Source organism: Paenibacillus sp. FSL R5-0744, assembly GCF_037972555.1.
Lineage (GTDB): Bacteria > Bacillota > Bacilli > Paenibacillales > Paenibacillaceae > Paenibacillus_AQ.
Window position 1 is genome coordinate 4,121,070 of record NZ_CP150228.1, and the last position, 23,315, is coordinate 4,144,384.

Consider the following 23,315-nt stretch of genomic DNA (forward strand, 5'->3'; position numbering starts at 1 on the left):
CTAATTCAACCTCCGAGCATAGATTGATGGATGCCTAGCGTCAATATCATTCCAAAATGGACATAGGAAGAGAACGAACCGCAGTCGTCTTCCTATGTCTTTCAGATGCAGGATTCGTCCAATTTTGACTATACAGTCTTAATCTTGATCGTTTTTATTTCATAAGGTGTAAAGGTCAGTTGCCAGCTGTCCATTAACAGGACTTCTTCTTCCAAGGCATTCGATACATACACCGCTTGATGTGGATACGGCCACTTAAGATCGATCGTCTCACGACCTCCAGCGGATTCGTACATACGAAGAATGATGCCATCGTCATCCTCAGCCCATTTGACCGTCTCCAAGACAACATGCTCACTTGTAAAAGGAAGCAATGAACAACATCGATCCCATACATTCGTGCTCTGTAGCTCTGTAGCATCTACGGTGGATACTGCAATATAAGCAGGTGGATGATTCAGCTCTGCTGCTGCTCGAAGTGTGTGTCCTTGACGCCAATCGCCGGCATGTGGATACAGTGCATAGGTGAACTCATGATATCCCTGATCTGCCGATATATCCGGCCATCTTGGCGCACGTAGCAAGGAAAGACGAATCGTACTTCCTTGGGTATCATAACCATACTTACAATCATTCAGCACACTGACACCATAGCTATGCTCAGACACATCAGCGAAGCGATGACCACATACTTCATATTGCGCTTGATCCCAGCTTGTATTGCGATGTGTATTCCGCTCTAAAGCACCGAACGGTATTTCATAAGTGGCTCGACTTGTTACAACATCGAGTGGGAAGCCCACCTTCAGCAGCTTATGAGCTTCCTGCCAATCCACCTTTGTTCTAAACTCAATGCGAGCATGATGATGATATAGGACCATCTCCTGCTCAATCGTGGATTGTCCTATACGCCAACGGAAGCCTATAACATCAGCAACAGCTCCTGAACTGATTAGCTTCTTCTCTAAAAGAAATGCCTTTCCAGCAGACTGTTGCTCATAGCGCGGATCAATGTCCCACGCATCCCATAGCGTCGGACGATCATGGAAGAAATGGAACTGATTCGCCCGCTCTCCCGCCTTCACGATTTCACGATTCGCTTGTTTATCGTATAAGCTTATGATTTCTCCTTGTTCATTGAAGCGTATACGATAGTAGGCTGTCTCCCACTCATCAAGTAGCTTTGGTAATACTTTCGGCGATTCTGGCACTACAGCTACTTCATTTTCACGTACTAGAATCGTATTGTAGCCCATTGCTGGAACATTCGGTACGCGAATTCGAAGGATCTTGGTCGTTCCATGGCTACTAACTTCATAATCCAATGATTCACCATCCGTAGTCACGATCGTTAAGCGATTCCATTCAATATTCGTAACACCTTGATCGATAAGATCCTGGGTAGTCAGCTCTAATACACAATCACGGCTCCAGCCCATACTATTCAATACAAGGAACGGTGTTCCTTCCATCGTCCCTTCGATCTGAACATGAGATGCAATGGCTGCCATCCCGATCTCTAAGCTTGTCTTCCCGCGCTGGAATACTTCCTCATACTCTCTCATCGATGTCTCATACGTTTCTGTAATGGCAGAACCCGGAATAATGTCGTGGAACTGATTTAATAAAATCAACTTCCATCCCTCATGTAAATCATGCTGTAACGTCTTTGCTTGTTCTGAGCTCAGCGATGATCGGGCCAACGTAGACCATAACTCTGCTTCACGATACAGAACCTCAGCCTTCCGATTATTACGTTTGTTACGCCCATGTGTCGTATACGTACCTCGATGTAGTTCAAGATACAGGTCACCGTGCCAGCTCGGTAAATTTGGATTTGCTTCGGAAATACCCGTGAAGAATGCCTCCGCGCTACTAAATTGAGATGAGGGCTGACCGATCATGAGATCCGAGCGATGAATATATTCGAGCATCTCACGCGTGACACCACCACCGCCATCCCCATGCCCATACAATAACATTTGTTCCGGATGCTTAGCTTTCTCTTTATAAGATTGCCAATGTTCATGAACATCCTTCGGCTGCGTATCCTCGTTTACCCCATGGTTGCAATACGATAGCATTGGCGTTCCATCAATGCCTACCCAATAAAACAAGTCATACGGAAATGGGTTCGTATCATTCCAATTCAGCTTCGTCGTCATGAAGTAACGCATGCCACCATGCTTCAAAATTTGCGGTAATGATGCACAGTAGCCAAAGGTATCCGGTAACCATTCTATAAAGGATCGCTTTCCAAATTCCTGCTGATAAAATCGTTGACCGTAGAGCATTTGCCGCATCAATGATTCACCACTTGGTATATTGAGATCCGGCTCCACCCACATGCCACCGACAAGCTCCCAGCGGCCTTCACGAATTCGTTCTTTTACACGCTCATATAACACTGGATCATTCAACTTCAAATACTCGAAGAGCAACGGCTGACTCTGTGCATACCGATATTCAGGAAATTCATCCATTAAAGCATTTACAGTTGAGAACGTCCGACTCGTCTTACGCACTGTCTCACGACATGGCCACAGCCATGCAATATCAATATGAGATTGTCCTACCATATGGATGACACCTTCGCTATTGCCACCGATCTGTCTTATTTGTTCGACAAGGTGGTGTTCAATTGAAGCTGCGGCACCGCCTGCAATCTTCTCTTGTGATAGCAAAATAAATGCATCCATAGCTGTATATAGAGCTTCCATCACGCGAGTACGACGAAAATCTGACGCTGGTAGCAATTCCGCAGCATTCATAATGACGCTCACAGAATACATCAACGACTGCACTGTTGTGTTCACATAGACTAGCGTGCTATGAATCTTGCGAATGGGTGCATGAATGGTTGCTTGCTGATTTAAGGGATCCACAGGCTCCGGTACAGCATCAAACAGTTCAATCTCCACTTCGATTTGTTTGCCAACCCGATCAGGTAATTTTACAAATGGGTGATTTCGATCCAACCCTTGAAAGGACTGTCCGTTAATACGAAGCAGCCCTTCCCCACCTGATCCAGAGGTAAAATATAACCCTACTGCATCCTCAGGCCATTCGTTCGGAATGGATAACGTCGTACGCAGCATATACGTTGTACCTTGTTTGCTTGGGAATAAATCAAAGGCTTCGCTTCCTACAAAAGCGCGTTCTTCCGAATATTTACCCGGTAAAATATATTCTGTTGATTGTACGTCCCAGTCTTTAATGGGGATCGATTCGAGCCACTGTCGTTCAGATAACTCTCGAATGAACCGTTGTATTCTAATCATTAATAGTCCCCCTGATCGTTCGTCCGCTTCATCGCACTCATTGTACAACCTGTAAATCGATGGACAATGTTTGCTCTACATTCGAGCCCGTATAAAGTTCAAATCGACCCGGCTCGACGATCCACGTTAAATCTGCTGAGACAAATTGCAGCTCCTGTGATGAAATAGTAAAGTGAACGGTACGCTTCTCCCCAGGCTCCAAATAAATTTTACAAAAGCCCTTCAGCTCCTTATCCGGGCGTGATATCGAACTAACACAGTCCTTGATGTACAATTGCACGACCTCGTGTCCAGCCATATCACCCGTATTCATCACATCCACTGAAACCGTACACGTACCATCAACAGAAATACTTGGTTGATTCAATTGTATATTGTCATAGTGAAAGCTCGTGTAGCTAAGCCCATACCCAAATACATACTGCGGATGGAAATCCGTCTCTAAATATCGATGCCCACGCGAACGCTTCTTATTATAGTACACAGGTAATTGTCCCAGATGCTTCGGAATGGATAGCGTTAATCTTCCTGATGGGTTGTAGTCACCAAACAGGATATCCGCAATCGCATGACCGCCCTCTTGCCCTGGGTACCATGCCTCCACAATCGCATCAGCATGCTCATCAATCCATGGCTCAACAATTGGGCGACCATTGATATACACAACAATCAGCTTCTTGCCTAAACTGTGAAGCTCCTGCAACAGCTCGAGCTGTACTCCACATAAATTCAGTTGGGCACGATCAAAGCCTTCTCCACAATCCATATCACTTAGCATAAACGTATCGGTAATGACCGCAGCCCCAGTCTTCAAATCAATCGTACCTTCTCCAAAATCACGTGCACTCGATCCGCCTACAACAGCAATAATTGTCTCTGCTGAAGCCGCAGCTGCGATCGCCGCTTCGAATCCTTCTCGAGATGGGTCCTTCACTCGACAGCCTGGTGCATACACAACCTCACTAAAGCCTGAACACTTCGCGCGAACGCCATCCAACACGGTAACAATCTGCTCCCGCTCCTGCGGTGACGTATAATCGCCTAACTGGTTATACATATTGTTCGCGTTCGGTCCAATCACGGCGATCTTGCCACGGGATGGAGATAACGGTAATGCCTGTTCCTTATTCTTCAGTAACACAATGCCTTCACGTGCAGCTTGCCGAGCCAATTCTCGATGAGAGGATTGACCAATAACCTGCTCTGCCAACGCTGGATTCACATAAGGACGTTCGAATAATCCTAATTCAAATTTCAAGCGCAAGATTCGCTCCACCGCAAGATCTAGATCTGACACCGCGATCAATTGCTGATCAAGAGCAGATTGTAGATATTGGCCAAAGGTCTCACCGGACATCTCCATATCTACGCCCGCTTTCAATGCTAGGCTGGCCGCTTCCTCTTCCGTCTCACAGATTTGATGACCATGTCTGAGCTGGCTCATCGCTCCACAATCCGTGATGACGAAGCCGTCAAAGCCCCACTTGTCACGTAAAATATGCGTCAACAGCTCTTTACTAGACGTACAAGGTACCCCATCAATTTCGTTATAGGCCGTCATAATGGATTTGGCTCCTGCCGCAACCGCACGCTGAAAAGGAAGTAAATCCTTCTCCATCAGCTCACGCATGCCCATACGTACGGTATCCGCATTACGCCCACCATCTGGGCTACCATAAGCTACAAAATGCTTCAAGGTTGCAAGAATGGTATGATCCGTATTTAACGAATCCCCTTGCAACCCTTTCACCGCAGCTATTGCCATTTCACTAATCAAATAAGGATCTTCACCAAAGCATTCCTCTGTCCGCCCCCATCGCGGATCACGTGTCACGTCCAATACAGGAGAATAGGTAGCTGCTCCCCCTTGTGCACGAGTCTCTACCGCTACAGCTTGACAAACCTGTCGGAACAACTCTGTATTCCAGCTACTTCCTATGGTCAGTGGTACAGGGAACACCGTGTTCCCTATGGCCATATGTCCATGGGAGCATTCCTCACCAAATAGAATTGGAATGCCCAGTCGCGTATGCTCCATTGCATATCGCTGAATAAGATTAGTAACCTCGGCCCCTTCACGCAGGGACAAGCCTGTTTCAAGTGTAACCTCTGTCCATGGATCTGCTCGAAGCACACCATATAGTGAACCGACTCCACCATTCGCAATTGCGTCTTTAAATGTATCCGTGAGCTGAACATCTCCGTCGCCTTTTACATATGTCTTCCAGCCAAAAGGCTGGAGAAGCTGTCCAAGCTTCTCCTCCAGCGTCATTTCGGCCAACAAATCTGCAACACGCTCAGCAATAGATAACGAAGGGTTTTTATATTTCATTCGATATATACCTCCAGTTTTGTTGAGCTAGTGTTGGCGCCAAGCTAGAATGCCAGCATTCATTCCACGGCATGCATCCATGGAAGCATCCGGTTTGCTATAGTTCTCGCCCCAAGTGATGAAATATCTAAATTCATAGAAACCACCCAATGTCGCAGAGAAATTAGTTTCCCAATAGTTATTCATCACCCAAGCGTACAAATGAGCTGGATCCTGCTCTAGCTTCTCATCACCGTTAAGCAATCGATACCCATGTTCTAGCGAACCTAGCTGAATTAATGGCGTATCTGGCATCGCGATCACAACGCCTTGCGATTCGGAAACATATACAGCTCCTTCTCCAACCGCTGTGTAATCTGCTAAGCTGCCTGGTAGTTGATCCTTCCGCATCCGTGTCAACGCATCCATCTTATCCACCCATAAGTCATACTTATCCGTTGATAATGAGCCACCAAAAGGAAGTGAAACATATAAGTTTTCAGGCTTCCATACGCTCTCTTTATGCATACGTACGGCCACATCCACACGTGGACGATCCGCGTATACTGTTAAGAACAAGGAATAATGCTCACAGCCATCCACCTTATAGGTCAATTGAATAATGCCATACACCGGACCTTGCGTAATGAGCTCCGCACTAATTAACTCGCCCGTTGAAACGATCGCATCCGGTCCCTTCCGATTACGGCCCATCAGACGACGCACCTCGGTCATTTCTCCAACCTTCGTTGCAGGTGTAACATCATAGACTGGCGTAAAAGCTGCGTGCTGGCGATCAGCTCGAAGTAGCTCTTTTCCTGTCGTTTTATCGACCCACGAGGTGATCCCTTCGCCCTTTTTCCACGTGATGTGTACAAATGGAGTTTCTACATAGGAAGATGTCATGCGGAAATTCTTCACATCATGCGTAACATCCAGATCCATCACGCGATCGGATGCTAAATAATCGTTCATAAAAGCAGTTCCGATACTTGGTTTCACGGCGAAGATCTGAAGTACTCTCTCTTCACTTGGCTGCAATGTTACCGGAATCGTTACGATCACACCTCGAGATGCCAGACGAAGCTGTGCTGGAATGACCTCATTCGTCGTAATATCACGCACCTCGAAGCCATTCTTGATCTCATCGTGATACCATCCTTCGAGAATGAGATGCGCATAATCTTCTTGTACGAAATGATATGGATTATGAATTTTAAACTTCATAGGGCGCCCAGGAGCAAGTAATGCATCGCCCTTCGCCTCAAGAATGTCATACAACGCACGATGCGCAATCGTACTTGCATTGGCAGCAAAAGCTTCTTTCCGCAAGCCTAATTCCTGAACGAACGGATTCCAAGGCTCGGAAATGGATGAATGATAGCCCCATGTATGCTCAGCAAACATCGTTAACTGATATTCCATCTCCTTCATCGTCTCCGATGTAACGATTTCACAGTTCGGATCCAGCCTTCTAACCTTTTGATATACACGTTGTGCTTCACGGAATACTTGTACATGCTTCGGTGTTGAACCTACGCCATCCGTCCACCAGTCTGGCCAATCTCCACGATACACAGGAATATCTTCCGCATGCTGCTGTGCATGAGCACGAACTTCATCGAAGAAATCATCTAAAGTTGCCATCTGAATCTCAATATTTTCGCCGTGCTTCGCATTCCATTGACGAATGAAGGTCATCGTCTCCGCATTCGGTGGATTGTTATCCGTTGGTAGCCCTGAGAACATAGCCGGGAAGAAGTTAAAGGCATAGCCATCCTCTTGCAAACGCTCAATGTAGCGAAGTATACGCTGTTCAGCAATCTCGAATGTAGCGCCATGACTCATATCAAATTCATCTTTGATCGTATATTTCCCGCCCATACCAGGTACAAGCCCCAGATCATTACCGAATACATAATGCTCGCCACTCCAGGTCAGCAAGCGATCACCGGAAGGCATTTCCCACCAGAAAGGCTGCTGCTTCTTCCAGCAAGGAAACATTCCGTGATGGGTATGAATGCAGGTAGATAAATTATGAATACCGGCATCTAACAATGCCTGACCATACCCCCAGCTGAAGCCGTTAATGTCTGCAGTCATCGCTGATGTAATTGGAGCTTCAATGGAATATCCAAAATCTCGTACACGGGCAATCATCGATGTGAACAAATCTTTGCCGATTAATTCCGTCATATTCAAGTACGTACCGGACAAGCCGATATCACCACGCTTAACTCCGGCTACGAACTCTTCCTTTTCTTGCTCCGTTGCCCGACTCAGGAAGGTTTCGATAGGCCAAAACGTTTCACATACCCACTTAAACCCCTCCCATTCAGGTCGACGACCGGATTGAATTTCACGCAAAATGTGAAGCACCTGCCGGATAAAGTCTACATGATATTGTTGGATCTTCTCCTGACGCTCTGTGTAGCCGATATCGGTATGGGAATGATGAATTGCATAAATTTTCCAAGGTTTTGTGTTAGTCATCTTTTATTCTCCTCTACTTGATGCTCATATCGATTTATTAAGAACAACAGTTACGATCTCGGCCGCCTTTACTTCAAGCTGGATGACAGCGTTTGAATCGGCCGTAAGCGCTTCCTCATGTGATTCGAGTATATTACTTTTATACGCCTGACTATAGTTCATACGAGGTTCGAAGGCTAAAGTCGTTGGTGAAGTGGTCATGTTGAACCAACGAATCGCAAGATCACCCGTTGCTTCAGCTACCTTCACGGAAGAGAGCTGCATGTCATTTCCACTCGCCTGCAACCATTGATGTTTCGGCTGAAGACTACCATTATGAATATCTGTCGATACAGTCATCCATGGTATTTGATATTGATAGGCAAGCGCATACGCTTCTTCAGCTACCGCAGAACCATGTGGAATAATCATGAGCTCCGCCTGAGCAGGACCTAGACATTGTGCTTCTGGTGTGTAGAAGACGCCCCAATCTCCAAGCTCACCTGTGCAGCGTAGCAATGTAACGGCAATCGTATTCCGTCCATCACGTAACACTTCGTATTCATTTAACCCTTTATTAGCGATGGTTAAGCCCGTCACGTCGTCCTTCACACTAACGAACGTTTGCTGATGTTGACTATTGTCTGGGTTCGTCCACTCACTCGAAGGTTCTGTGCTTCGTGTTGCGATCTCAAACATCGAATCCGCCTGATGCACATCGCTGACGAGATCCGTTGGGAACAGCATTCTGATGCGATGATCCTTCGCTTGATTATCGAAGGAGCTCTTCACTTGAAGTCCCTTACTATATTTCTCAAGCGTTACAGTCGTTGTTATATGGAGCTTCACGGTTTCGGTTGAACGTCCAGCCTGACGACTCGGGAACCACACGATGCCTTGCTGCTCTGCTGCGAGCAATTCATCCGCACTTACTGGAATGTCCCAATCATGAACGATTTGTACCGTACATGCGTATGGCTGATCGGATACGATAGAAATATCAGCTATAAGCGCTTCTGTCGTCAATACGTTCGTATTCTTCGGCTGACAATACATGTATTCATTTCCGATATCGCCGCTATTCTCATAAATACCGAGACCGCGATATACTTTACCATTTGCCTTATCCGTTAATGTGATCGAGCCATTATCTTCAATCCGTGCAGCAATAAACTCATTCTCTAGCGTCCGTTCATGAAGTAGCGAGCTTTCCTTTATTTCAGAATGTGGTCTCTCTACTACATCCTTCATCCAGGCATAAACTTGATGACCATTTGCAGGAACTGCTTCGACATGAAGCTCTAATCGAACACGTCGTGAGAAATACGGCTGACGAAATTTATCATCAGGCAAGTCATAACCGAAGTGGAGCCCCAGATCGGTTAGCTGATATTCTAGCTGACGCCCACCATGATCTATCACGCGATGAGGATGAATCTCGAGCGATGTCATCTGATTACGCATCTTCTCGATCGTTTCGCCTTCCCGGAAATAGATACGAGCAATATCCAGCTCCACCGTAACTACCCCACTGCGGTCAAGGCCTGTCGTATTAAACACAATGAATGGACATGCGTGATCCCCGTATTCAGCGAAGCATGATGTATCCACATGATTTGCGATCGACTCCATACTGTTCTGTACAATAGATTCTGTAACGTGACGACTCTTGTCGAATCGCGTTACCATCTCACGATGTACCTCATCCACACTACAGCCACAGATGCTATCATGCGGATGATTCTGCATGAGCGTCTTCCATGCATAAGTGAATAAGTGATGTGGATACGCATGTCCCAATTGATGAGCATAAGCAGATAACGGCTCAGCAACCTTCTCAAGCAAAGTCTGACCCTGCTGATTCATTTGCTTCAAATATATACGGGAGGAAGCCGTATTCACTAATGTTCCCCATCCATCTGTTCGCTGACTTCTAAGCTCCCCTTGGACGGTTGATAATTCACAATCAAGTGAACGATGCAGTGCATTCAGATAATCATTGAAATTGGAGTGAATAAACTCCGTGTCTGGATAGAGTTCACTAGCTGTCCGAATGGCTTCCGGCAAGTCCAGCTGAGCTGGCTGGTGATCACAGCCGTTCATATATAGTAGCTCGCTCGTCGATGCATATTTTTCCGCATCCGCTAGCTTCCGATCCCAATATGCCTTGGCTTCTACCGGATCTACTGGGACTTCATTTCCATTCGAGTACCAATTCGCAAATAAAATACCGAGTACCTTGGAGCCATCTGGGCCTTCCCAGATCAATTCGGAGTAAGACGATTCATAATCTCCATCCGATACCTCATTGTTGAAGCCCGTCGGCTTCACACCACGACCGAAGAAGGCGTTCTGAATACCTGACTGCTGCATCAGCTGTGGTGTCTGTCCACACAACCCGAAGGTATCAGGAAAGTATCCAATTTTGGATACTTCCCCATACTTCAGTGCATCTTGATGACCGATCTGCATATTTCTTACATTGGCTTCACTACTGGTGAGGAACGCATCCTGCAATATATACCATGGACCAATAAGGATTCGACCATTTTGAATATGACGCAACAGCCGCTCCTTCTGATCCGGTCTAACTTGAAGATAATCCTCGAGAATGATCGTCTGACCATCCATGAAAAAACTACGAAATTCTGACTCCTCGTCCAACCGATCTAGCAAACTATCTACCAATTGAACGAGACGAACATGATGCTTCTCATAGGGTAAATACCATTCACGATCCCAGTGCGAATGGGAAACGATATGTGCCGTTCTTTTCTTCGTCATGCCATTGCTCCCCCTTTCACTACAAGATACCTTCCTGCATCGCCTTGTACACGAGTTGAGAGAACAAGCTATTCGACCAAGCAAACCATTTTCTTGTGAAAATCGTTGGATCGTCGGAATGGAAGCCTTCATGCATATAGCCTGTATCCGCATCCGTCTTCTCCAGTAACTCGATCATCGCTAGCTTCTCTTCTGCTGTCGTTGCTGTGAGCCCTTGCATAGATAGTGACAAATGCCAAACATAACCTGCCGGTGTATGTGGACTACCAATACCTTTTGCTACTTTACCTTCAAAGTAATAAGGGTTTTCCTTGGATAACACAAATCTTCTCGTGTTCTGATAGATTTCATCCTCAGCTGTGCAATAGCCCAAGTAAGGAATCGAAATCAATCCCGGTGTTCCCGCATCATCCATGAGACAGTGGTTACCATAGCCATCCGTCTCAAAAGCATAAATCGGTCCGAATTGCGGATGACGATAAATACCGTATGTTTTGATCCCATGATCGATATCTGCTTCTAAATCCTTCAGCTCTTGCAAAAATTCCATATCACGGAATACCCACTCCGCAAATTCCTGCATTTGGCGAAGTGTAACCACCGCGAACATATTTCCTGGAATGTTGTAGTGGAATTCGCATACATCATCGCTTGAGCGGAAGCCTGACCATACCATTCCTGTATAGTTGACAGGCATTCCAAGACCTTTATTTCGTAAGGAATCCTCAGGAATACCGTTATTTCGAGTGAAGCGATATGGCGATTCTTCAAAGTGACGCTGTTCTGTGATGAACAAGTTATACATGATACGCATAGCCGATTTGAACCCAGCATCGAATATATCTGTAATCCCTGTTTCCTTCCATAGCGCATAAGCAAGCCGCATCGAGAAACATAAGGAGTCAATTTCAAATTTACGCTCCCATACCCAAGGGGACATGTCTGTTATATCCGTCGTATTCCAATGCCAATCATTCGCAGATTCATTAAATGCATTCGCGTATGGATCAATATGGATGTACTGTATATGACGCTTTACTAAGCCTTTAAGAATGCGTTGAAGATCTTCGTCCTCTTTGGCAAACGGTACATAATGAATGACCTGCTCTACCGAATCCCGTAACCAACAGGCTGGAATATCTCCTGTGATGACAAAAGTCGTTCCATCCTCTTTTAATTTCGTCGTCGTTTCCAAGGTATTCGGGAAGCAGTTCTTAAATAGCTGAAGTAGCTTCGGTCGATGCGCAAGCTTCTCTTCTGCTTCTTGTAGAACTTCTTGAATCGATTGTGGCAAGTTTAAGGATGGCATCGTAATTTTGGGTAATCTAAACTGTTCCATTGATAAGCTCCTCTACAATTGAAATTCTGTCATTGCATCTGATGATGTCGTTACAGCGGATACTTATCCATATAGTCCAGCAGCTCATCCACTGTTGTAAATGCCACGCCTGTTACGGTATCGGCACAACCATAGTAAATGGCAATGCGACCTGTCTCGCTATCTGACAATGCGGCACAAGGGAAAGTGACATTCGGTACATCTCCTACACACTCATACAATGTTTCTGGTCCAAGAATGTAATTCCGTGATCGTGCGAGCACCTTCCATGGTTCGTGTAGATCTAATAATGCCGCGCCCATACGATATACGAACCCGTTACATGTATTAATGACACCATGATAGATCAACAACCAACCACGATCGGTTTCAATCGGAACCGGCCCTGGACCAATTTTCTTCGATTGCCATGCGGATGCATCTGAATTAATCGTCCCCATCACATAACGATGTTTACCCCAATACGTTAGATCTGGACTCTCACTAAAGAAAATATCTCCAAATGGCGTATGACCTGTATCACTTGGACGGCTTATCATGGCATACTTGCCATTTATTAAGCGTGGGAAGAGCACTCCATTACGGTTATATGGCAAGAAAGCGTTTTCCAATTGATGAAATGTTTTGAAATCATACGTATAAGCAAGACCAATCGTTGGTCCATGATACCCGTTACACCATGAAATATAATATTTATCCTCGATTTTGCACACGCGCGGATCGTAGCGATATTCCCGCTTCGTTACATATTCGTCACCTTCGAATTGGAGCGGTTGCTCATTAATTTCCCAATGTAGCCCGTCCTGACTAAAGCCAGCGAATATATCCATACTTACGGATCTAGAGTCACAGCGGAACACCCCTGCAAATCCACCTTCGAACGGAATCACCGCAGAATTAAAAATACTGTTCGAGTTCACCTGTGCATCACGCTGAATAATCGGATTTTGAGTATACCGCCACACTGGGGCATTATAGCCACTCGGCTTATCCTGCCACGGCATATTTGGTAGTGCCTCACCAATAATTTTGCTCATTTCCTAAACTCCTCCCACGTCTTTGAATGTAGTCTACGGCCTGTCCTCAACGATTGAGTCCAACCTTTCCCCCATACTGTAAATGATAATAAAGCGCATTAAAAGTCTATTTATTCTTAATCTAACGTTTGTTGACTAGGAAATCATGTTTGTTAACTAATTGAATGGGGCGCATCATTTCAGTCTCTCGATAGGCCTGCATACATCGCATCCAGCAGTGTATGTGTCTTGTCGCAGCTGTACTCCCAGAACATCGCACCCGCAAGCTTTTCACGTTGGACATATTCACATTTATGTGTGATCGATTCTACGTCATCATAGGAAATAAACGTATCTCCATTAAATAAATGTGGTGCTTTGGCCTCATCATCCCAATGACGTGTGAACCCATTCTTGTCGATATAATAGGCTAGAAGTTCTGTATATTCCGGACCATAACCTCCTGTTGTACCCGCCATTTGTAGAAATCCATCATTCCTGTTCGGCACCTGCTTCCACATCCGGGAATAGAATGCTACGCCAATGACGATTTTCTCTCGGGGTACACCTGCCTGCATGAACATATTGACGGATGCTTCTGTACTAATTCGGAACAAATCTCCCGTTGAATTGTACAGATTGGTGTGATGTCCCGTTAGAATCTGGAATCCTCCACGCATATCGTAGGTCATCAATTGAACAAAATCTAAATATTGTTGTACTTGATCCATCTCTGTACCATCGATATAATATTGATCTGCTCCTGCAGCGATCGTAAGCAAGTAATGCCTGCCCTCAGCTGCACCTTTCATATCTAACGCTTCTCGAATGGTCTTCAACAGCAGCGTAAAATGACGTTTATCATCCGGTGACGAGGCAATATTGGCTTCACTGTAGCAGGGATATTCCCAGTCCAGATCGACACCATCGAATGGAAGTTCTGTTACTACTCGTACAGCCGAAGCTGCGAATTTCTGACGTCCTTCTTCGGTAGATGCCGCCTCGGAGAAGCCCCCATTTCCCCATCCGCCAACAGAGAGCAGCAGCTGTACGTTCGGATTCATCGCTTTAATCTCGTGCAACTGGTTCGTATATTGCAAATGTGCCGTTGTAATCTGATCATCCAACACATAACCGAATGCAACGTTCATATGCGTCAGCTTCATCACGTGGTCGCGCGTTAGCTCAGGTAATTTGGAATCACTCACGTAGCCTGCTACAATCATTTGTTGATCCATCCTTTCACATCCTCGATAAAATTTGCATCGCTTCCTTACTGGCTGCAATCTTATATCCCGAAGACATATAACGAATCTGATCATCACGATCTAGAATCATCAGATGTGGGAAGCCCGCTTCACTCGATTGGGCCACTGTAAACAATTCAGGTAATAGATGATACGTTGAATCACGTACAAATAATGTCCTTGCTGGAAGATTCGGATAATCGGCTGGTTGAAATGAAGTTGTCCATTGCTTGTCACCCACCACAAGAATGATAGGAGCATCTATCATATCGAACTCATGCTTCAACTCCGACAGCTCGCGAAGCAGATGCTTCGAAGGCTCCCGTTCCGGTTCCAGCCATGCGACATAGGCGCCTTGACTGCCCAGAAACTCAGCGAAGATCTGCTCCGATCCATCCCATGTAGCTAGCTTCTCGAATCGATCTACCTTGCCATACACGGGAATGTCCTGCGTAGCTTGACGATACTTCATAACCAGCTTCGTCTCTTCGACTTCTGTCATTTCAAAATAGGTGAGCTTGGTCAGCACGGTTCCATCCTTCAAGCGAATCCCCGTCGTCAGACGATATGCTCCCTGCTCCATCTCAAGGGGCGTATCATACAGGTTATTGGCGCCGTGCGGGTAGCTTAACGTTTTATAAAAACCGTTCTCCAGACGAGCGATCGTAAAATTCTCATAGTATGCAGCCGCTGGCTGGTCTGACGCTGCATCCTGATCACGAAGAATAATTAGAGTTCCGTTCGCTACTGCTGCCTCATTTCCAACTATACCTTTCGTAAATGGAGCATCCACAAAATGACCATTCACCATAAATTGCGGCTTAGCCTCAATGGGATGCAGTCGCGCTGGAATGCCTAGGCTACGACATATAGATACGAACATAATATCGAGAGAGCTACGATCTCCTACACGCAGTTCGAAAGTTCCAACAACAGTACCCTTCCCTTGCAAATTCGGTAGATCATTCCATATATCCCACGCTTCATCGATGAATTGAACAAGCTTCGTTGGGTCCTCACGGAACAATTCCACTTCTTCTGAAGTGAAGGCTTGTTGGAAAAATGTACGATACGGTGTAATCATCTCGTAATGAACGCGAGGACACAAAATGTAGGGAATGAAGACGTCCTCCGTGAGCTCACCACGTACAGCAAGCGCACCAGCCACATGATCTATAAGGGTTGGAAGGAATGTATCGATGAGATCCTTGTCATGAACACACTCCAATAATCGTAATGCCCATTCTCCATATAGAGGTGTTGCTTTACTTAGATAAGCTGCGATCTCAGCACTATTGCCACGTGCTGTCTGAAGTACGTTCCATACTCGATCCGCTGATAGATCAAGCGATTCTCCGAGCTTCCTCGCAGCTTCTTCATTCAAGAACGTCGCTTCATAATGTGCACGAATCGCGATTCCTTCCTCCAAACGCTTATTGTGTCGCTCTATCCGTGCCTCGGACAAGTCCTCCATGACCTCGCCTTCACGCGCTGGTGGTGGAACCATATCATAGTCAACGATCGTTCCTACAAGTGGCTGATCCTCTTGATTCAATACAAGCTCAATGTGCTCACAATCAGCCATGGATATTTTCATTTCTCCCCAAATGCCGTCCTTTGCTGCACGAATGATGAGGTCACCAAGACCTGTCTTGAACGAAGCTTCCCCCTGTGCATTAGACGGAATGCTGGCAATTGGGTAAAATTCCGCCATGTTATATAACTGGAATTGCACCTCTGCAGCTTGCACGGGCTGTCCGCATGCATCTTTTACATGTACCGTAATTGTCTTCGTAGGCGCATAATTTTCTAGTACATTAATTTCAGTAAACCATTCATCTGCGAGTGTAATATCTTCGGGTCCTTCATAATTCGCGAAAATACGTGTGTTAATGAGCATGGCTCGGCGCGCTGGTGGGCCAAACCATCCTTGATTATGACGCGCTTCCGGCTCACAAGCCCCAATGAAATACCATTCACCATCAGCCCATGCCTCCACCCATGCGTGGTTATCGTCACAATGCGCCCAACGCGGGGTATACACTTGACGTGCAGGGATCCCGATACTACGAAGCGCTGCTACAGCTAGCGTAGATTCTTCCCCACAACGACCGCGTGCATTTCGCATCATCGTTAATGGTGAAATCGTCCGCAGATCGCTCCCAATGTACGTCGCCACTTCGTGGCACCAGTAATTGGCCTCTAGAATCGCTTCCTTCATGGGAAGATTACGTGTTCGTTCCGCTAACTGTTCATGAATAATATGGCGATGCTCTTCAATGTTCTCAGTATTCACTCGATACGGTAGCACGAAATGTAAAAATAAATGATCAGGTACTTGCCATGGCATATCGCGGCGAATCTGCAGCATCGTTCTTACATGATTGAAGAAAAGCTCCCCGTTATAATCCGCCAAGTCATTGGCTGGCATATACGCGAAGAGTAGCTTTAATGCCCAAGCTTCTTCTGCCGTTAGCTCGTGCTCGAATACATGGAATAGCTGCTGCTCACGTGATCTGGCGAGCTGTTTCTTGGCCTGAAACTTCTGCTCAATGAACGCTAAGGCTTCCTGCGACAATGAAAATACTGAGGTAGGGGTCAACATGGTCATGAATGATTACTCCTTCCACAGTAAGCCGTCTTCGCGAATATATAGGCGAGCGGTTCCATCGGTTGTTAGAGCTGAGATATGGAATGATTTACTCGTTATCTCCATGTGAGGCTCAATGCTCCAATCATCTTCACCTCGCAGCAGCTCGAACGTTGCTGCATAGTGTCCATGTGCTTCAAAATAATTACGTTCACGATAATACAGCTTACGGAGCTGCCATTTCACCAGTTCATCCGTAGGCATGTCGAATGACTGCGGGCCATCAACACCTACGAACATCACATAACCCCATAGCTCTGGATAATGCATATTGATAATCCCCTGAGGTGACCATACCCAGTTGTCTTCCGGATAAGGCTTTCCAGTATCCGGGTTCATAACTTTGCGGTACTGATCGTCCACAACCTCAGTCCGCCATTCAACACGAGAGAAATTAACACGCCAGAATTCACCTGCAACAGGTGGTTGTCTATTCGCAGCACATTCTTTCAAACTACGCCATGGCATGGCAACTTCAATCGTCCATTTCCGATGATCAGCATGCGGGTTATTTAACTCCCCTTCGATATGAATAGCTGTTTTCAGACCTTGGATATCCCATCCATTAATTGGAGGTCCCCCGTCACGATATGGTTTCACAAGCAGTAAGTCCCACACCGTGTTCAAAGCGTTAATCTCAAACTCGTAATATTGATGTGAATCCCCTGTTGGATCGATAAAGATCTCAAAATCATTATCATAGAAAATAACGGAATCACGTTCAGTCAGCGTGCCCCAGATCTGATCCTCCATCAGCTCTGCACCAAAGTAAAAATACTCATCATCCCATAGCATCTTTACACGTGTCTGCTTCGCGGGTAGCGGACGTTGGTCCCCTTCAATATCTACGAAATCATCCGTCCATGTTGCATGCTGCCAAAAGGGCTTATCCAGCTTCCCATCTAAGACAAGCGACTCCGTCGCTCTTTTGCATAAATAATGCTTAGGCGCATATGTCACAACTTGCGGTTCTGGTACTCCACTTCGGTTCATCATCGTTGACCTCTCCCTCCCTTTGGCATTTAGTTATGCGTAACAACAGTGCCAGCTCCACCGTACATCCTAACCTCTTCATCAAATTCCAGCTTAAGCACGCTTACCTGCTCATGCGTGTCCGTTGGTGTCATATGAATCCACGTCGTTCCCGGAATATCGAACCAGGGTACACCACCATGAATTTCGTGAGTCAGCTCTTTGCCCGAGTGTAGTACCGTAATTTTCTTGATCGGATTGCATAGTCCCTTGAGACAGATATTCTCCTTCGGCGCATCGTAGACGAATAAATATATGGTCTTCTTGTCTGCGGATAAGGTACTCCCACCCAGATAATAGCGTGTCATAATTCCATCCTGCGTACCGTAGATTGCCTCCTCGTGTGCACGAATCCAGTCACCTAGTCCCAGAAGAATGTCCTCCTGTCTTGGATCAATGGTGCCATCCTCCATCGGTCCAATATCCAGCAACATATTTCCGCCCATACTGATGCAATCGCAGAACATGCGGATAATTTGGTTCAAGGATTTATATTTATGATCATCGTGGACATAGCCCCAAGATGTATTAATAGTCGTACAGAATTCCCAAGCGCCTTCTGGGCGAGTAATGGGAATGCCCTGCTCTGGTGTCTTATAATCGCCATGCCCTTGCAAGCGTGAGTTGATAATCACATTCGGAGACAAGGATCTCAAATATTCCTTGAATGCTGGCAGCCCCCACTGTTCTGCACTACGCTCCCAGTCACCATCGAACCATAATAAATCGACAGTGCCGTAATTCGTCATGATTTCACGTAGCTGATTATTGTTAAACGCGAGGAATTTCTGCCATGTCTCTTCATCCTGTATGCCATCTACCGGACTTGAGAAACGATTCACCTGACTCAAATCAGCCGGTACGATACCACTCTCGAATACGGAAGGATAATCGGGATGAGACCAGTCAATTAAGGAATAATACATGCCTACATGCAGACCACGTTCACGGATCGCATTGGACCATTCTTTTACAATATCCCGCTTGGCTAGTGTCGCCTTCATGACACTCAAATCACTGTACTGCGTATCGAACAACGCAACACCATCATGATGCTTGGTTGTAAGCACAGAATATTTTGCACCTGACCTCGCAATGATATCTGCCCAATGCTTCGCATCGAATTTGGACGCTGTAAAACCATCCAACTGCTTCATATACTCCCCATGTGACATTTTCCCGTTATAAAACGACCATGATTCCGCTACACCTTGCACCGCATAAATCCCATAGTGAATGAAAATTCCTAGCTTTGCGTCCGTAAACCATTGTTGCATCTGCTCTTCCTCCCATAGTTCAACTCGTTATTTTATGCGAAATACATGTGCAATTGGGGCAACTCCCGTAAGCTCGCTCTCTGGTAAATGAACGATCAATCCCGTTGTTGTTCGTTCGAATGTTAGATTTTCTTGTCCGCCAACAAGATCCATTTGAGTTACAGCCTGCTCGAGTGGAATACAAATTACTTTGCTCACCGTTTCCTGCTCTTTCGGGTACAAATGAATGGCATAGGTGATATCGCCTTTTTTCGTGAAATGTGTATTTCCAGCAGAGTATGGCGCACATATGCGTGTTCCATAAATCGCCTCACCATGGACTTTGAGCCAAGCGCCCATTCCTTTCATCCGATCCAACGCTGTTGGTGACAAGCGGCCATCTGGTTGTGGAGCGACATTAAGTGCCAGGTTTCCGCCTTTAGCTACAACTTCAACGAGCAAATGGATTAATTGACGTGTCGTCTTGTAGTGATCCTCGTACCGATAAGAGAACGCTGTCCCCATCGTAATACAGCTCTCCCATGGAATAAGCAGGGGATGCTCGGGCAACGTTTGTTCAGGTGTAACGACATTCTCATACGGGCCGCCAACGGTACGGTCTGCACTTAGCAGCCATGGCTGCTGCTGACGTGCCTTCTCCACCACTTCACCCAACCGAATATCCTGTGGATTATTCTTATTCTGTGGACATACCCACCCCGCATCCAACCAGAGCATTTCAATCCGGCCATATTTCGTCATCAATTCCATGATCTGATCATGTGTGAACTGTACGAATTGCTCCCATAGCCATGGATAATCTTGTGTTGGATACGAAGGACCTCGATTCATGAACGTCCCCGTCTCCATACCTGGGGCCCAGTATGTTGGTGTGTGCCAATCGGCTTTGGAGAAGTAGGCGGAGATCCCAAGTCCCTTGGCCCGAAAAGCATCAAATACGTTCTTACAAATATCCGCGTACTTATGTGCATGGAAAGGACAATCCTTGCCCGTAATGCGATAGTCTGTTGTCTGCGTGTCCCACATACAGAAGCCATCATGATGCTTCGTCGTAAAGTTCAAATATTTAAAACCACCCTCTGCCGCAACCTCTGCCCACTTCTCAGGTTCGAAACGGAGCGGATTAAAGGTTTTATTCAGCCCGAAGTATTGCCGCTTCAATTCCGCCGAATCAACTCCCCAATCAATATCATCTCGTGACCAATCTCCATCCTTATCACTAAGCGCCCACGATTCAACAAGTCCAAGCTGCGAATAAGGTCCCCAATGCATCATCAAGCCCAGCTTCTGATCCTTGAACCATTCCAGCTGATCTAATAGCTGCGAATCCTCCGGCTTAACGTACTCCTCCTCTGTGCTGTAATTGTGAACTCCTTCAACAACAATTTGCTCTTCGACAACATTAGCATCACTCATTTTTGCACGACCTCCATGCAGCTCTTCTGAGGCTGCGATTCTATTGATTTAGTATGATATATTTTCAAAAAAACATTTGACATAATAATAAATATCCGCTATAAACATCCTATTATGGAATATAAATAAGTATTCAAGCGCCGATCTATATCTTGCTGTATTCATAGCTTGATAGGAACATCTCCATGTATACGCCATAAAAAGGGGGAAAACACTTTGAACTATAACTATTTCAAATCGAAATTGTTTCTGAAATTCACCGGTTCGTATCTACTTATCCTTCTTATTCCGCTTATATTTGTAATCGTTTTCATTTACCGAAATGCTACCGATAATTTACAAAAGGAGATTGAAAATGCTCACTTTAATCAGCTCACCCAAATTAAAACGGTGGTGGATGGACGCATGAATGATTTAAGAGATATGGCGTCACGGATGTCATACGACGCTCGTCTCGCTCATTATCGCATACTGGATCCTTATGAAAGTCGTGATGCCATAGCGGCACTAGATAGCTACAAGTCTTCCAATTCCATTGTGGAGGATATATTTCTGTACTATCATCATGACCCTAATATTTATTCTAACCATGGCATGTATAGCCTGGATGTATTTCGTAGCTCCTATCAGTTTGGAAGCTGGAAGAATGATGAACTTGTGACTACTTTAAACTCGTCCAAATTTCCATCTATTCGACTTACGAACATGCTGAATCAAAATTCACCACTCGAGCAATCTGTATTAACCTATATCCTGCCGATCATTCCCAACACCTCAGATCCATATGCTTCTGTCATGTACCTCATTAAAGAGAAAGAGTTGGCATATCTGATCGATTCCGTTCTCGGTAACTATCGAGGATTAACGTATATTTTTGATAATCATGGACGTGTTTTATCCTATAGTGGCCATGGAGATACAGCTAGCCAACAGGATATCCAACGGTTATCAGAGCTTCCACCCGGCATACATAATCTATCGATAAACAACGAAGATCATTCGGTTATTTCCGTCACATCGGATGTCAATGGCTGGTCATATGTGACTTTAATGGCGAGTAATCAATTTTTCAGTAGCGTACTTAATGTTCGGAGCTTCATCATTATTTTATTCATTGTGATCGCCATTGTAGGAACGGCCATCGCTCTATTATTCGCTCGGATGCAATATCTTCCGATTGCTGAGCTCGTTCGCTTCACGAACAAAAAAACAGATACACCGGCCTCCGGAAATGAGCTCGAGTATATACGAACAACATTACAGCAGTATAGCTCCAAGGTTGATCTCCAAGAGCCCTATGCACGCAACCATGTTCTCTCCATGCTATTAAAGCATGGACATGCACAAATGATGACGCATGGAATATTCGATACCTTTCATCTGCACTTCGACCAAAGTCATCATTTTGTCATGATGATGGGCTGGGATGACTTAGAACAACAGCATCTTCAGGCGCGACAAGAAGTACATCGCAAGCTTGCGTTTATTGAATTTCCAGCGCTTGCTACACAAGTATACGGTGTAGAGCTCCCGCAATTGGATCAGCTCGCACTCATTGTGAGCTTACAGCTCGAAGATGATGAGGCACTCGCTGCACAAATCGTTCACATCGTGGATGCGATCCGTGAATATACGTTAGGCATAATGGATATCCACCCGATGATCGGTGTAGGCAAATGTTATGAGAGCCCTCAGCAGCTTAATCAATCCTTTGTTGAGGCTTGCTCCGCCTTCGAATTGCGTAAATCGACCGAGCATGGAACCACCGTGTATTTTGAAAAGCTATCCAGTGCCCATGATCAAACAGTGTTACTCCCTAGTAACGAGCTATTAAAGCTTGCACAAAGCTTGAAGCAGGGCAACTACGAAGTCGCCAAACAAATTATTCACACAGCCATCCATGGGCTTGATAATAAACAACGATCTACCCTGCTGATGCGATGCGTATTGTTCGACCTGCTGAATACCATGCTCAAAACTGCAGTTGAGCTAAAGATGGATAACATGATGCAGTCTGCTTCTCCCCATTTCATGAATGGTCCCGTCCATCTTATAGAGCAGAATTTCTACCGTTTAGCCACTCAGATTTGTACACAGGTAGAGCAGACGCATAAAAAAGAAGAACATTCACTCATGGATCATATCGTTGCTTTTATCGACCAGCACTATGTTGATCATTCACTTAGCCTTGAATCTGTTTCTGCTGCGTTTACGATTTCACCTTCCCATCTCAGTCGTTCATTCAAGGATAAGGTCGGCATCAACTTCGTCCAATATATTTGGCAAAAACGATTAGATAAGGTCAAGGAACAGCTCGTAATAACAAGTGATTCGTTAAAAGATATTATCCAGCGCGTCGGCTACCTCGACACACCAAACTTTATTCGAAAATTCAAAAAGGAAACCGGTTATACCCCGGGCCAGTATCGACAGATGAATAGTAATCATCCCAATACTGAGCCTAACGATACCGTATAATCCTTCCTCGCT

At 45.6% G+C, this 23,315-nt stretch carries 12 protein-coding genes; 1 reads left to right on the plus strand and 11 read right to left on the minus strand.

Annotated elements, in window-relative coordinates:
* Positions 1-128 precede the first annotated feature (128 nt).
* The 11 genes from MKY19_RS18165 to MKY19_RS18215 all read right to left on the minus strand — a co-directional run bounded on the left by MKY19_RS18165 (position 129) and on the right by MKY19_RS18215 (position 20,825).
* A complete protein-coding gene (locus MKY19_RS18165) occupies positions 129-3,281 on the minus strand; it encodes an alpha-mannosidase (RefSeq protein ID WP_339796660.1) in 3,153 nt (1,050 codons plus the stop codon).
* A gap of 37 nt (positions 3,282-3,318) precedes the next feature.
* Positions 3,319-5,613, minus strand: a complete 2,295-nt coding sequence (locus tag MKY19_RS18170; protein ID WP_339796663.1) for a glycoside hydrolase family 3 N-terminal domain-containing protein — start codon at positions 5,611-5,613, stop codon at positions 3,319-3,321.
* A 27-nt stretch (positions 5,614-5,640) separates the two neighbouring features.
* Positions 5,641-8,085 (minus strand): glycoside hydrolase, encoded by a 2,445-nt coding sequence (locus MKY19_RS18175; RefSeq protein WP_339265537.1) that lies wholly within the window; start codon positions 8,083-8,085, stop codon positions 5,641-5,643.
* A 24-nt stretch (positions 8,086-8,109) separates the two neighbouring features.
* Positions 8,110-10,848, minus strand: a complete 2,739-nt coding sequence (locus tag MKY19_RS18180) for an alpha-mannosidase (RefSeq protein ID WP_339796666.1) — start codon at positions 10,846-10,848, stop codon at positions 8,110-8,112.
* 19 nt (positions 10,849-10,867) lie between these two features.
* A complete protein-coding gene (locus MKY19_RS18185; protein WP_339265541.1) occupies positions 10,868-12,187 on the minus strand; it encodes a glycoside hydrolase family 125 protein in 1,320 nt (439 codons plus the stop codon).
* A gap of 50 nt (positions 12,188-12,237) precedes the next feature.
* Entirely contained in the window at positions 12,238-13,224 is a 987-nt protein-coding gene (locus tag MKY19_RS18190; RefSeq protein WP_076300575.1) for a glycoside hydrolase family 130 protein, read from the minus strand.
* Between the two features lie 179 nt (positions 13,225-13,403).
* Entirely contained in the window at positions 13,404-14,441 is a 1,038-nt protein-coding gene (locus MKY19_RS18195) for a glycoside hydrolase family 18 protein (RefSeq protein ID WP_076286252.1), read from the minus strand.
* 4 nt (positions 14,442-14,445) lie between these two features.
* Positions 14,446-17,061 carry a transglutaminase domain-containing protein gene (locus MKY19_RS18200; protein ID WP_339796671.1) on the minus strand — a complete coding sequence of 872 codons (2,616 nt, stop codon included), beginning with the start codon at positions 17,059-17,061 and terminating at the stop codon, positions 14,446-14,448.
* Between the two features lie 6 nt (positions 17,062-17,067).
* Positions 17,068-18,093 carry a carbohydrate-binding family 9-like protein gene (locus MKY19_RS18205; protein ID WP_076300649.1) on the minus strand — a complete coding sequence of 342 codons (1,026 nt, stop codon included), beginning with the start codon at positions 18,091-18,093 and terminating at the stop codon, positions 17,068-17,070.
* A gap of 29 nt (positions 18,094-18,122) precedes the next feature.
* On the minus strand, positions 18,123-19,409 hold the full coding sequence (locus MKY19_RS18210) for an alpha-L-fucosidase (protein WP_339796674.1): 1,287 nt from the start codon (positions 19,407-19,409) through the stop codon (positions 18,123-18,125).
* A 27-nt stretch (positions 19,410-19,436) separates the two neighbouring features.
* Positions 19,437-20,825 carry an alpha-L-fucosidase gene (locus MKY19_RS18215; RefSeq protein ID WP_339265549.1) on the minus strand — a complete coding sequence of 463 codons (1,389 nt, stop codon included), beginning with the start codon at positions 20,823-20,825 and terminating at the stop codon, positions 19,437-19,439.
* 216 nt (positions 20,826-21,041) lie between these two features.
* Between MKY19_RS18215 and MKY19_RS18220 the strand changes: the two genes are divergently transcribed.
* A complete protein-coding gene (locus tag MKY19_RS18220; protein WP_339796678.1) occupies positions 21,042-23,303 on the plus strand; it encodes a helix-turn-helix domain-containing protein in 2,262 nt (753 codons plus the stop codon).
* Positions 23,304-23,315 lie beyond the last annotated feature (12 nt).

Excerpts from the sequence above, each read along its gene's own strand:
- MKY19_RS18165 (WP_339796660.1), bottom strand. The coding sequence starts at position 3,281 with ATGATTAGAATACAACGGTTCATTCGAGAGTTATCTGAACGACAGTGG.
- MKY19_RS18170 (WP_339796663.1), bottom strand. The coding sequence starts at position 5,613 with ATGAAATATAAAAACCCTTCGTTATCTATTGCTGAGCGTGTTGCAGAT.
- MKY19_RS18175 (WP_339265537.1), bottom strand. The coding sequence starts at position 8,085 with ATGACTAACACAAAACCTTGGAAAATTTATGCAATTCATCATTCCCAT.
- MKY19_RS18180 (WP_339796666.1), bottom strand. The coding sequence starts at position 10,848 with ATGACGAAGAAAAGAACGGCACATATCGTTTCCCATTCGCACTGGGAT.
- MKY19_RS18185 (WP_339265541.1), bottom strand. The coding sequence starts at position 12,187 with ATGGAACAGTTTAGATTACCCAAAATTACGATGCCATCCTTAAACTTG.
- MKY19_RS18190 (WP_076300575.1), bottom strand. The coding sequence starts at position 13,224 with ATGAGCAAAATTATTGGTGAGGCACTACCAAATATGCCGTGGCAGGAT.
- MKY19_RS18195 (WP_076286252.1), bottom strand. The coding sequence starts at position 14,441 with ATGGATCAACAAATGATTGTAGCAGGCTACGTGAGTGATTCCAAATTA.
- MKY19_RS18200 (WP_339796671.1), bottom strand. The coding sequence starts at position 17,061 with ATGACCATGTTGACCCCTACCTCAGTATTTTCATTGTCGCAGGAAGCC.
- MKY19_RS18205 (WP_076300649.1), bottom strand. The coding sequence starts at position 18,093 with ATGAACCGAAGTGGAGTACCAGAACCGCAAGTTGTGACATATGCGCCT.
- MKY19_RS18210 (WP_339796674.1), bottom strand. The coding sequence starts at position 19,409 with ATGCAACAATGGTTTACGGACGCAAAGCTAGGAATTTTCATTCACTAT.
- MKY19_RS18215 (WP_339265549.1), bottom strand. The coding sequence starts at position 20,825 with ATGAGTGATGCTAATGTTGTCGAAGAGCAAATTGTTGTTGAAGGAGTT.